The sequence below is a fragment of the Streptomyces sp. R35 genome (assembly GCF_041053035.1).
GTDB lineage: Bacteria > Actinomycetota > Actinomycetes > Streptomycetales > Streptomycetaceae > Streptomyces > Streptomyces lutosisoli.
In genome coordinates this window covers 1,886,877-1,899,332 of record NZ_CP163440.1, presented here as the reverse complement: position 1 = coordinate 1,899,332, position 12,456 = coordinate 1,886,877, and the positions used below count along the sequence as shown (strand labels likewise).

Below are 12,456 nucleotides of genomic sequence, written 5' to 3'. Positions count from 1 at the left end.
ACGTCGTCGACTATGTGCGGCGCACCCTGGTGCAGAAGTCGATCACATGGCATCGTCCGTGTCAGCCGCGTGACGCGCACACCCCTGCTCGTGCGCGACAGACGCACACGACGCGCACAGTCCGGGAGCCGCCCCATGTCCACCGCGAACCCCTCACCGCTCTGGCAGCCCACTGAGGAACGCATCGCCCAGGCACAGATCACGAAGTTCCAGGCCTGGGCGGCCGAGCACCACGGAGCGCCGTCCGACGGCGGGTACGCGGCGCTGCACCGCTGGTCGGTGGACGAACTGGACACCTTCTGGAAAGCCGTCACCGAGTGGTTCGACGTACGGTTCTCGACCCCCTACGCGCGCGTGCTCGGCGACCGCTCCATGCCAGGCGCCGAGTGGTTCCCCGGGGCGACCCTCAACTACGCCGAGCACGCCCTGCGGGCGGCCGAGACCCGTGCGGACGAACCAGCCCTCCTGTATGTGGACGAGACCCACGAGGCGACCCCGGTGAGCTGGGCCGAGCTGCGTCGCCAGGTCGGCTCCCTGGCCACCGAACTGCGCGCCCTCGGCGTACGCCCGGGAGACCGCGTCAGCGGCTATCTCCCGAACATTCCGCAAGCTGTGGTCGCTCTGCTCGCCACAGCCGCTGTGGGAGGCGTCTGGACGTCCTGTGCCCCCGACTTCGGCGCCCGCAGCGTCCTCGACCGCTTCCAGCAGGTCGAACCCGTCGTGCTCTTCACGGTCGACGGCTACCGCTACGGCGGCAAGGAGCACGACCGCCGCGACACCGTCGCCGAACTGCGCCGCGAACTGCCCACCCTGCGCGCCGTCGTCCACATCCCGCTGCTCGGCACCGAGGCACCCGAGGGCGCCCTGGAATGGTCATCCCTGACCTCCGCCGACGTGGCGCCCCTCTTCGAGGCGGTTCCCTTCGACCACCCCTTGTGGGTGCTCTACTCCTCCGGCACGACCGGCCTGCCCAAGGCCATCGTCCAGTCCCAGGGCGGCATCCTCGTCGAGCACCTCAAACAGCTCGGCCTGCACTGCGACCTGGGGCCCGAGGACCGCTTCTTCTGGTACACGTCCACCGGCTGGATGATGTGGAACTTCCTCGTCTCCGGCCTCCTCACGGGCACCACGATCGTCCTGTACGACGGCAGCCCCGGCTACCCGGACACGGGCGCCCAGTGGCGTATCGCCGAACGCACGGGAGCGACCCTCTTCGGTACCTCCGCCGCGTACGTGATGGCGTGCCGCAAGGCGGGCGTCCACCCCTCCCGCGACTTCGACCTCGCGCGCGTACAGTGCGTCGCCACCACCGGCTCGCCCCTTCCGCCCGACGGCTTCCGCTGGCTGCACGACGAGGTCCGCGAGGATCTGTGGATCGCCTCCGTCAGCGGTGGCACCGACGTGTGCTCCTGCTTCGCAGGAGCCGTACCCACACTCCCGGTGCACATCGGCGAACTCCAAGCCCCCGGTCTCGGTACCGATCTCCAGTCCTGGGACCCCAGCGGAAAGCCCCTCACCGACGAAGTCGGTGAACTCGTGGTCACCAACCCGATGCCGTCCATGCCCATCCGCTTCTGGAACGACCCCGACGGCAGCCGCTACCACGACAGCTACTTCGACACCTATCCCGGAGTGTGGCGCCACGGCGACTGGATCACCGTCACCTCACGCGGCTCCGTCGTCATCCACGGCCGCTCCGACTCCACGCTCAACCGCCAGGGCGTGCGCATGGGGTCGGCCGACATCTACGAAGCCGTCGAACGACTCCCCGAGATCAAGGAGTCGCTCGTCATCGGCATCGAACAGCCCGACGGCGGCTACTGGATGCCCCTCTTCGTGCACCTCGCCCCCGGAGCCACACTCGACGATGCCCTCCTGAACCGCATCAAGCAGACCATCCGCGAACAGCTCTCCCCGCGCCACGTTCCCGACGAGGTCATCGAGGTCCCCGGAGTACCCCACACCCTCACGGGCAAGCGCATCGAGGTCCCGGTCAAACGCCTCCTTCAGGGCGCCACCTTGGAGAAGGCGGTCAACATCGGCTCCGTGGACAACGTCGAACTGCTGCGCTTCTACGAAGACCTGGCCCGCAAGCGCGCCTGATCAATCCCTCCGCAGGTGGCCTCGGACTCGCCGAGCACGACAGCGAAGTCCGAGGCCAGGCGCACCGCGTCGGCGGGTTCGATCTCCGCGATCGAGAGGCACACACCAGGCTCGCCGACGAGCCGGAAGTGTGCACCCGCCGCGACCCACCATCCGTACGTCCGCAGTCCCTACATGACAGCCGACTCGTCCCGCACTCGCACCCAGAGGTTCATCCCGCTCACACCACGGGCCTCGATCCCGCGCCCTCCAGCCGCGACACCAGACAGGGCATCAGCTCGGAGTCCGAGTGCCCGCCCGTCCAGTCGCGCTCGACGGCCGCCGCAGCTACGTCACCGGCTCTCTCCGCGCGATGCGGCATCGGGCCACTGGCCGTCACCACGGCCATCGCCACCGGCCCCCTCGGCAGGACCGCGTTTGGCGCGACCATCGCCGTGACCTGCTTGTTTCAGCGCCGCGTCGTGCGTGATCGCCTCGTCCGTCCGGCATTGTCAGTGCCGCCAGTTACTGTGAGTGAGCATTGATCGACTGCGCACAGGGGGAAACATGGCGCACATCCAGCACCAGACGATGCGACGCGTCCTGCGCCGCGAAATCGCCGGCACCATCGGCCTGTTGACCGACGAACAGGACTTCACGGAGATGCGGCGCTACCGCACCTTCGCCTTCGACGACCACACGACCTACCTCCAGCAAGTGGAATCCCTGCTCAGGACCCTCGCAGCCCAGGGCAGCCACACCACCGTGGCACTCTTCGACCCCGAGGAATACGCCGAATTCTGCGCCGAAAGCGGCCTGGAACCCGACGCTCCCGCCAGCCGCTCACGCTTCACCGCTGAACTGGCGGCCACGGGCTCCACGGTTCTGTACGACGGACAGCCCCTCGACGAACTCGTCCCGGCCCTGGTCGACGAGGCCGTCCGCAAGGCCACTTGGGAGTACGCGACCACACTCCTGGCCCGCATCGGCAACTGCGCATCCTGCGGCGAGGACATCGGCCGAGCGTCCTTCGCCCGCGCCTCCCACCTGCTATCCCGCATCATCGACACCGCGGGGCGCGGCCACCTGCACCTCGTCTGCAGCGTCTCGGCAGCGCCCGAGACGCTCGTCGCCGTACTCCACGCCGATGACGACCTGCCGGGCACCAAGTGCCTCGACGCGTCAGAGGCTCTGGAATTCAGCACCGTGCTGGCCCTGGGCATCGCGACTGGGAGCGCCGGGGGACTGGTCATGCGCACCACCGCGGCCGACGCCACCGACCGTGTCTACGGATGGCGCCTGCGCGAGGACGACCTGGAACCCTTGACCGCCGCGGAGGTCTTCGACGCCTACTGCACGGACGCCGACTCCGGAGACCTCGTCTCCCCGGAATCGGGTGTCGACTACTGCGTGCCACCCGACCTCGGAGAAGAAGGAGAGAGGACGGGCCACACGCACTGAACGCGCAAGGGGTGCGCCACCCGCAGGTGGCGCACCCCTGGACACCGGTCGATTCAACGACCTTGCCCGGTCACTCGCCGGACAGCACCGCCTGTGCCGCCGTACGCGCCTCTTCGGCCGTGTCCGCGGCACGCGCGGCCGCGGCGGCACGCTTGCACTGGGCCAGCGTGTACTTGACGAGCGTCGCCCGGACATAAGGAATCGACGCGGCGCCCATCGACAGGGAGGTGACACCCAGACCGGTCAGCACACACGCGAGCAGCGGGTCCGATGCGGCCTCACCGCAGACACCACAGCTCTTGCCCTCGGCCTTCGCCGCCTCGGCGGACAGCGCGACCAGGTCGAGCAGCGCGGGCTGCCACGGGTCCTGCAGGCGGGACACCGCACCCACCTGCCGGTCGGCGGCGAAGGTGTACTGCGCGAGGTCGTTGGTCCCCAAGGACAGGAACTCGACCTCCTGCAGGATCGACCTCGCCCGCAGCGCGGCCGACGGAATCTCCACCATCGCGCCGAACTTCGCCTGCAGCCCGGCCGCACGGCACGCGTCCGCGAACGCCTTGGCGTCAGTGCGGTCAGCGACCATCGGAGCCATCACTTCGAGGTAGACCGGGAGGCCCTCCGAAGCCTTCGCGAGCGCCGTCAGCTGCGTACGCAGTACGTCGGGGTGGTCGAGCAGCGACCGCAGACCCCGCACACCCAGTGCCGGGTTGGGCTCGTCGGCCGGAGTCAGGAAGTCGAGCGGCTTGTCCGCGCCAGCGTCGAGCACGCGCACCACGACGCGGCCCTCGGGAAAGGCCTCGAGTACCTGCCGGTACGCCTCGACCTGCTTCTCCTCGGACGGCGCCGTCTTGCTGTCGTCCAGGAAGAGGAACTCGGTACGGAACAGACCGACACCCTCGGCACCGGCCTCGACAGCGGCCGGCACGTCCGCGGGACCGCCGACGTTCGCCAACAGCGGCACCTTGTGACCGTCGGAGGTGGCACCCGGACCCGTCGACGCGGACAGCGCCGCCTTGCGCGCCGCCGCCGCGGCCTCCAGCTGCGACTTCTTCTCAGCGCTCGGCTCCACGAAGATCTCACCGGTGCTGCCGTCCACGGCGATCACGGTGCCTTCGGCGAGCTCACCCGCACCGGGAAGCGCGACCACGGCGGGAACGCCGAGAGCACGGGCCAGGATCGCGCTGTGGCTGGTCGGCCCGCCCTCCTCGGTGACAAAACCGAGCACAAGAGTGGGGTCGAGCAGCGCGGTGTCCGCGGGCGCGAGGTCACGAGCAATAAGGACGTACGGCTCGTCGCTGTCCGGGACACCCGGCATGGGCACCCCGAGCAGCCGGGCGACGATACGGTTCCGCACGTCGTCCAGGTCGGCCACGCGACCGGCGAGGTACTCACCGGCGCCGGCCAGCAGCGCGCGATAGGCGGCGAACGCGTCATAGACCGCCCGCTCGGCAGTGCTGCCGACCGCGATCCGTCGATCCACATCAGCCATCAGCTCAGGGTCCTGAGCCATCATGGCCTGAGCCTCGAGTACTGCCTGGGCTTCGCCCCCCGCCAGATTGCCGCGCGCAATCAGGTCGGCTGCCACAGCCTCCACGGCCTGGCGGGCGCGCCCCTGTTCGCGCTCCGCGTCCTCCGCAGGGATCTGCTTGGCAGGCGGCTCAAGAACCGCCGTTCCCATGTGCCGAACCTCGCCGATCGCCACACCGTGGCTCACGCCGACGCCTCGCAGCGTTGTCTCCATCTCACCCGTCTCCGATAGTGCGGCGCGTCCCGCCGCCGCGGTGGTTGTCGAAACTCGCCGTCTACGACGGCATCGATGTCACTGCCAGCCGAAAAGGACGTCGCCGGCCTTCACATCGCCGTCTTCGCGGACATCGGAGAGAGAGTCGCCCGTGGCCTCAAGTGCCACGATCGGGCACACCGGGGACTTGCCGGCCACCTCGACGGCGGCCGGGTTCCAACGCACGACGCCCTGGCCGCGCGTCACGGTGTCCCCTTTATTGACGAGTAGCTCGAAGCCCTCGCCGTTGAGCTGTACGGTGTCGATGCCGAGGTGCGTGAGGACACCGTGGCCCTCGCTGTCGACGACGACGAAGGCATGCGGGTGAAGCGAGACAATGACTCCGTCCACGGGAGCGACAGCCTCCGAGGGCTCACGCACAGGGTCGATCGCCATGCCGGGGCCGACCATCGCCCCGGAGAACACGGGATCCGGTACCGCGGCGAGTCCGATGGCGCGTCCTGCAATAGGGGACGTCACGGTGGTCATGGGAAGCCTCCCAGGGGTGGAGATTCATATGGGCCGTCACTGCCTGTCCCGGACGGCGCACTGTTCAGCAGGGTATGTCATATGAAGTGCCGGTTCCGCATGAGAGGTACCGGTTGGCGGCCGTAGAGCACAGCGCAAACGATTTGCGCCCGCTCCACGCCCGCATGTAGAGTCGTACTCCTGCTTGAGGCCGAGTGACGCGACCAAGCGTCCTTGCCTGGCAGCACCCAACTTGTCAGATCCTATCTCGGGGTCTGGTTCTGCGTGTCTGCAGGACCGTGGTCAGAGAGACGGAAAAACACTGGTAGAGTTTGGAACCGCCGGAAAGGGAAACGCGAAAGCGGAAACCTGGAAAGCGCCGAGGGAAATCGGACCGGAAACGATCTGATAGAGTCGGAAACGCAAGAACGAAACAAAAATAAAGCAAGACCGAAGGGAAGCGCCCGGAGGAAAGCCCGAGAGGGTGAGTACAAAGGAAGCGTCCGTTCCTTGAGAACTCAACAGCGTGCCAAAAATCAACGCCAGATATGTTGATACCCCGTCTCCGGCCGATCGGCTGGGACGAGGTTCCTTTGAAAAAGTCCTGCCGGGCACTGCCTGGTAGGCGCACAGCGAGGACGCTGTGAACCTTCCGATTATTCCTCGGGAGGTTCCGCTCTCGTGGTGTCCACCCGCAGTCTTTAATTAGACGCAGCCGGGAAAACATTCACGGAGAGTTTGATCCTGGCTCAGGACGAACGCTGGCGGCGTGCTTAACACATGCAAGTCGAACGATGAAGCCCTTCGGGGTGGATTAGTGGCGAACGGGTGAGTAACACGTGGGCAATCTGCCCTTCACTCTGGGACAAGCCCTGGAAACGGGGTCTAATACCGGATAACACTCCTGCCCGCATGGGTGGGGGTTAAAAGCTCCGGCGGTGAAGGATGAGCCCGCGGCCTATCAGCTTGTTGGTGAGGTAGTGGCTCACCAAGGCGACGACGGGTAGCCGGCCTGAGAGGGCGACCGGCCACACTGGGACTGAGACACGGCCCAGACTCCTACGGGAGGCAGCAGTGGGGAATATTGCACAATGGGCGAAAGCCTGATGCAGCGACGCCGCGTGAGGGATGACGGCCTTCGGGTTGTAAACCTCTTTCAGCAGGGAAGAAGCGAGAGTGACGGTACCTGCAGAAGAAGCGCCGGCTAACTACGTGCCAGCAGCCGCGGTAATACGTAGGGCGCAAGCGTTGTCCGGAATTATTGGGCGTAAAGAGCTCGTAGGCGGCTTGTCACGTCGGGTGTGAAAGCCCGGGGCTTAACCCCGGGTCTGCATTCGATACGGGCTAGCTAGAGTGTGGTAGGGGAGATCGGAATTCCTGGTGTAGCGGTGAAATGCGCAGATATCAGGAGGAACACCGGTGGCGAAGGCGGATCTCTGGGCCATTACTGACGCTGAGGAGCGAAAGCGTGGGGAGCGAACAGGATTAGATACCCTGGTAGTCCACGCCGTAAACGGTGGGAACTAGGTGTTGGCGACATTCCACGTCGTCGGTGCCGCAGCTAACGCATTAAGTTCCCCGCCTGGGGAGTACGGCCGCAAGGCTAAAACTCAAAGGAATTGACGGGGGCCCGCACAAGCAGCGGAGCATGTGGCTTAATTCGACGCAACGCGAAGAACCTTACCAAGGCTTGACATACACCGGAAACGGCCAGAGATGGTCGCCCCCTTGTGGTCGGTGTACAGGTGGTGCATGGCTGTCGTCAGCTCGTGTCGTGAGATGTTGGGTTAAGTCCCGCAACGAGCGCAACCCTTGTTCTGTGTTGCCAGCATGCCCTTCGGGGTGATGGGGACTCACAGGAGACTGCCGGGGTCAACTCGGAGGAAGGTGGGGACGACGTCAAGTCATCATGCCCCTTATGTCTTGGGCTGCACACGTGCTACAATGGCAGGTACAAAGAGCTGCGAAGCCGCGAGGCGGAGCGAATCTCAAAAAGCCTGTCTCAGTTCGGATTGGGGTCTGCAACTCGACCCCATGAAGTCGGAGTTGCTAGTAATCGCAGATCAGCATTGCTGCGGTGAATACGTTCCCGGGCCTTGTACACACCGCCCGTCACGTCACGAAAGTCGGTAACACCCGAAGCCGGTGGCCCAACCCCTTGTGGGAGGGAGCTGTCGAAGGTGGGACTGGCGATTGGGACGAAGTCGTAACAAGGTAGCCGTACCGGAAGGTGCGGCTGGATCACCTCCTTTCTAAGGAGCATCTAGGCCGCCAAGCTTGCTTGGTGGTCCAGGGCCATTACGTCGGCACACGTCCGACGGTGGTTGCTCATGGGTGGAACGTTGATTATTCGGCACCGTCAGTCATCTCGGGCTGTGAGTACTGTCCTTCGGGGCGTGGAAAGCTGATCATGAGTGGCGAGGGTGTCGGGCACGCTGTTGGGTGTCTGAAGGTACGGCCGATACGGCTGCCTTCAGTGCCGGCCCCAGTGAACTTGCCCAGTAGGGCAGGGTGATGGGTGGTTGGTCGTTGTTTGAGAACTGCACAGTGGACGCGAGCATCTGTGGCCAAGTTTTTAAGGGCGCACGGTGGATGCCTTGGCACCAGGAACCGATGAAGGACGTGGGAGGCCACGATAGTCCCCGGGGAGCCGTCAACCAGGCTTTGATCCGGGGGTTTCCGAATGGGGAAACCCGGCAGTCGTCATGGGCTGTCACCCATACCTGAACACATAGGGTATGTGGAGGGAACGCGGGGAAGTGAAACATCTCAGTACCCGCAGGAAGAGAAAACAACCGTGATTCCGGGAGTAGTGGCGAGCGAAACTGGATGAGGCCAAACCATATGCGTGTGAGACCCGGCAGGGGTTGCGCATGTGGGGTTGTGGGATCTCTCTTTCACAGTCTGCCGGCTGTGAGGCGAGTCAGAAACCGTTGATGTAGGCGAAGGACATGCGAAAGGTCCGGCGTAGAGGGTAAGACCCCCGTAGTCGAAACATCAACGGCTCGTTTGAGAGACACCCAAGTAGCACGGGGCCCGAGAAATCCCGTGTGAATCTGGCGGGACCACCCGCTAAGCCTAAATATTCCCTGGTGACCGATAGCGGATAGTACCGTGAGGGAATGGTGAAAAGTACCGCGGGAGCGGAGTGAAATAGTACCTGAAACCGTGTGCCTACAAGCCGTGGGAGCGTCGGGCAAGCACTTGTGCTTGCCTCGTGACTGCGTGCCTTTTGAAGAATGAGCCTGCGAGTTTGCGGTGCGTTGCGAGGTTAACCCGTGTGGGGAAGCCGTAGCGAAAGCGAGTCCGAATAGGGCGATTCAGTAGCGCGCTCAAGACCCGAAGCGGAGTGATCTAGCCATGGGCAGGTTGAAGCGGCTGTAAGAGGTCGTGGAGGACCGAACCCACCAGGGTTGAAAACCTGGGGGATGACCTGTGGTTAGGGGTGAAAGGCCAATCAAACTCCGTGATAGCTGGTTCTCCCCGAAATGCATTTAGGTGCAGCGTCGTGTGTTTCTTGCCGGAGGTAGAGCACTGGATAGGCGATGGGCCCTACCGGGTTACTGACCTTAGCCAAACTCCGAATGCCGGTAAGTGAGAGCGCGGCAGTGAGACTGTGGGGGATAAGCTCCATGGTCGAGAGGGAAACAGCCCAGAGCATCGACTAAGGCCCCTAAGCGTACGCTAAGTGGGAAAGGATGTGGAGTCGCACAGACAACCAGGAGGTTGGCTTAGAAGCAGCCACCCTTGAAAGAGTGCGTAATAGCTCACTGGTCTAGTGATTCCGCGCCGACAATGTAGCGGGGCTCAAGCGTACCGCCGAAGTCGTGTCATTGCAGCAATACGCCCAACGGCGGCTGTGATGGGGAGGGGAGCGTCGTGTGCCGGGTGAAGCCGCGCCGGAAGGCAGTGGTGGACGGTTCACGAGTGAGAATGCAGGCATGAGTAGCGATACACACGTGAGAAACGTGTGCGCCGATTGACTAAGGGTTCCTGGGTCAAGCTGATCTGCCCAGGGTAAGTCGGGACCTAAGGCGAGGCCGACAGGCGTAGTCGATGGATAACCGGTTGATATTCCGGTACCCGCTGTGAAGCGTCAAACATTGAACCAGGCGATGCTAAGTCCGTGAAGCCGCCCCGGAGCCTTCGGGCAAAGGGGAGTGGTGGAGCCGACGGACCAGACCTGCAGTAGGTGAGTGATGGGGTGACGCAGGAAGGTAGTCCATCCCGGGCGGTGGTTGTCCCGGGGTAAGGGTGTAGGCCGTGCGATAGGCAAATCCGTCGCACATGAGGCTGAGACCTGATGCCGAGCCGATTGTGGTGAAGTGGATGATCCTATGCTGTCGAGAAAAGCCTCTAGCGAGTTTCATGGCGGCCCGTACCCTAAACCGACTCAGGTGGTCAGGTAGAGAATACCGAGGCGTTCGGGTGAACTATGGTTAAGGAACTCGGCAAAATGCCCCCGTAACTTCGGGAGAAGGGGGGCCATCACCGGTGAGAGGACTTGCTCCTTGAGCTGGGGGTGGCCGCAGAGACCAGCGAGAAGCGACTGTTTACTAAAAACACAGGTCCGTGCGAAGCCGTAAGGCGATGTATACGGACTGACGCCTGCCCGGTGCTGGAACGTTAAGGGGACCGGTTAGTCACTCTTCGGGGTGGCGAAGCTGAGAACTTAAGCGCCAGTAAACGGCGGTGGTAACTATAACCATCCTAAGGTAGCGAAATTCCTTGTCGGGTAAGTTCCGACCTGCACGAATGGCGTAACGACTTCTCGACTGTCTCAACCATAGGCCCGGTGAAATTGCACTACGAGTAAAGATGCTCGTTTCGCGCAGCAGGACGGAAAGACCCCGGGACCTTTACTACAGTTTGATATTGGTGTTCGGTTCGGCTTGTGTAGGATAGCTGGGAGACTTTGAAGCAGGCACGCCAGTGTTTGTGGAGTCGTCGTTGAAATACCAGTCTGGTCGTGCTGGATGTCTAACCTGGGTCCGTGATCCGGATCAGGGACAGTGTCTGATGGGTAGTTTAACTGGGGCGGTTGCCTCCTAAAGAGTAACGGAGGCGCCCAAAGGTTCCCTCAGCCTGGTTGGTAATCAGGTGTTGAGTGTAAGTGCACAAGGGAGCTTGACTGTGAGACCGACGGGTCGAGCAGGGACGAAAGTCGGGACTAGTGATCCGGCGGTGGCTTGTGGAAGCGCCGTCGCTCAACGGATAAAAGGTACCCCGGGGATAACAGGCTGATCTTCCCCAAGAGTCCATATCGACGGGATGGTTTGGCACCTCGATGTCGGCTCGTCGCATCCTGGGGCTGGAGTCGGTCCCAAGGGTTGGGCTGTTCGCCCATTAAAGCGGTACGCGAGCTGGGTTTAGAACGTCGTGAGACAGTTCGGTCCCTATCCGCTGTGCGCGTAGGAATATTGAGAAGGGCTGTCCCTAGTACGAGAGGACCGGGACGGACGAACCTCTGGTGTGCCAGTTGTCCTGCCAAGGGCATGGCTGGTTGGCTACGTTCGGGAGGGATAACCGCTGAAAGCATCTAAGCGGGAAGCCTGCTTCGAGATGAGTATTCCCACCTCCTTGAGAGGGTAAGGCTCCCAGTAGACGACTGGGTTGATAGGCCAGATCTGGAAGCCCGGTAACGGGTGGAGGTGACTGGTACTAATAGGCCGAGGGCTTGTCCTCAGTTGCTCGCGTCCACTGTGTTGGTTCTGAAACCACGAACAACCGTCGTAGCTATGCCACGGCTCCGGTTGACAGTTTCATAGTGTTTCGGTGGTCATAGCGTGAGGGAAACGCCCGGTTACATTCCGAACCCGGAAGCTAAGCCTCACAGCGCCGATGGTACTGCAGGGGGGACCCTGTGGGAGAGTAGGACGCCGCCGAACTCCTTTTAGAGCTCCGGCTCTTGGGCATAACGCCCAAGAGCCGGAGCTTTTTTGTTTTCCAGGGAGAGTCCTCCCGATGATGCCTCCCCCCTCCGCATCGCAGCGTGAAGGCTGCGGGTAGGGTCAGGGGGCATCGTTGGCTCATTTCCCACAGGAGGCCCCCGGGTGGAGGTCCAGGAGACCCGCGTCCAGACGGACCGGGTCCTCACCATCCCGAACATCCTCAGCATGGCGCGCCTTGCTGGCGTGCCCATCTTCCTGTGGCTGATCCTCAGGCCGGAGTTCGGCGGTCCCAAGAGCGACGGTTGGGCGCTGCTCGTACTGATGCTGAGTGGTATCAGCGACTATCTGGACGGGAAGCTCGCGCGGCGCTGGAACCAGATCAGCAGCCTCGGCCGGCTTCTCGATCCCGCAGCCGACCGGCTCTACATTCTGTCCACTCTCGTGGGCCTCACCTGGCGCGAGATTCTTCCGCTGTGGTTGACGGCTGCACTTCTGGCGCGTGAGCTGGTTCTGCTGGTGGTCGTGGCCGTCCTCCGGCGTCACGGCTATCCGCCCCTCCAGGTGAACTTCCTGGGGAAGGCGGCCACCTTCAACCTGATGTATGCCTTCCCGTTGCTGCTGCTCAGTGACGCAAGCGGATGGATCGCGACACCCGCTGCTATTTTCGGATGGGCGTTCGCCGGATGGGGTACAACGCTCTACTGGTGGGCAGGAATCCTCTACGTGGTTCAGGTCCGCCGTCTTCTCAGGGCGGACGCCATGGCCGATTGAGCT

Annotated in this window: 6 protein-coding genes and 3 rRNA genes; 6 read left to right on the top strand and 3 right to left on the bottom strand. The window is 63.4% G+C overall.

What is annotated here, in order from left to right; translation table 11 throughout:
- Positions 1 to 135: 135 nt before the first annotated feature.
- Positions 136 to 2,103 (top strand): acetoacetate--CoA ligase, encoded by a 1,968-nt coding sequence (locus AB5J50_RS09025; RefSeq protein ID WP_369256567.1) that lies wholly within the window; start codon positions 136 to 138, stop codon positions 2,101 to 2,103.
- A gap of 220 nt (positions 2,104 to 2,323) precedes the next feature.
- Here the strand turns inward: AB5J50_RS09025 and AB5J50_RS09020 are convergent, their stop codons facing one another.
- Positions 2,324 to 2,533: a hypothetical protein gene (locus AB5J50_RS09020; RefSeq protein ID WP_369256565.1), complete on the bottom strand. Its 210-nt coding sequence runs from the start codon at positions 2,531 to 2,533 to the stop codon at positions 2,324 to 2,326.
- Between the two features lie 116 nt (positions 2,534 to 2,649).
- Between AB5J50_RS09020 and AB5J50_RS09015 the strand changes: the two genes are divergently transcribed.
- Positions 2,650 to 3,543: a hypothetical protein gene (locus AB5J50_RS09015; protein ID WP_369256563.1), complete on the top strand. Its 894-nt coding sequence runs from the start codon at positions 2,650 to 2,652 to the stop codon at positions 3,541 to 3,543.
- 70 nt (positions 3,544 to 3,613) lie between these two features.
- Here the strand turns inward: AB5J50_RS09015 and ptsP are convergent, their stop codons facing one another.
- Both ptsP and AB5J50_RS09005 read right to left on the bottom strand, forming a co-directional pair.
- A complete protein-coding gene (gene ptsP / locus AB5J50_RS09010) occupies positions 3,614 to 5,284 on the bottom strand; it encodes a phosphoenolpyruvate--protein phosphotransferase (RefSeq protein WP_369256561.1) in 1,671 nt (556 codons plus the stop codon).
- A 78-nt stretch (positions 5,285 to 5,362) separates the two neighbouring features.
- Entirely contained in the window at positions 5,363 to 5,812 is a 450-nt protein-coding gene (locus AB5J50_RS09005; RefSeq protein ID WP_330303075.1) for a PTS glucose transporter subunit IIA, read from the bottom strand.
- A gap of 705 nt (positions 5,813 to 6,517) precedes the next feature.
- Here AB5J50_RS09005 and AB5J50_RS09000 point away from each other — a divergent pair.
- From AB5J50_RS09000 to AB5J50_RS08985, 4 genes are all read left to right on the top strand, one after another.
- A 16S ribosomal RNA gene (locus AB5J50_RS09000) occupies positions 6,518 to 8,043 on the top strand.
- 313 nt (positions 8,044 to 8,356) lie between these two features.
- Positions 8,357 to 11,476, top strand: a 23S ribosomal RNA gene (locus tag AB5J50_RS08995).
- Between the two features lie 86 nt (positions 11,477 to 11,562).
- A 5S ribosomal RNA gene (gene rrf, locus AB5J50_RS08990) occupies positions 11,563 to 11,679 on the top strand.
- The 16S, 23S and 5S rRNA genes sit together here, the layout of an rRNA operon.
- Positions 11,680 to 11,844: 165 nt before the next feature.
- Positions 11,845 to 12,453, top strand: a complete 609-nt coding sequence (locus AB5J50_RS08985) for a CDP-alcohol phosphatidyltransferase family protein (protein WP_327427142.1) — start codon at positions 11,845 to 11,847, stop codon at positions 12,451 to 12,453.
- Positions 12,454 to 12,456: the final 3 nt, after the last annotated feature.

What these genes read in the sequence shown, in the direction of transcription:
- AB5J50_RS09025 (WP_369256567.1), top strand. Translation starts at nt 136, where the DNA reads ATGTCCACCGCGAACCCCTCACCGCTCTGGCAGCCCACTGAGGAACGC.
- AB5J50_RS09020 (WP_369256565.1), bottom strand. Translation starts at nt 2,533, where the DNA reads ATGGTCGCGCCAAACGCGGTCCTGCCGAGGGGGCCGGTGGCGATGGCC.
- AB5J50_RS09015 (WP_369256563.1), top strand. Translation starts at nt 2,650, where the DNA reads ATGGCGCACATCCAGCACCAGACGATGCGACGCGTCCTGCGCCGCGAA.
- ptsP (WP_369256561.1), bottom strand. Translation starts at nt 5,284, where the DNA reads ATGGAGACAACGCTGCGAGGCGTCGGCGTGAGCCACGGTGTGGCGATC.
- AB5J50_RS09005 (WP_330303075.1), bottom strand. Translation starts at nt 5,812, where the DNA reads ATGACCACCGTGACGTCCCCTATTGCAGGACGCGCCATCGGACTCGCC.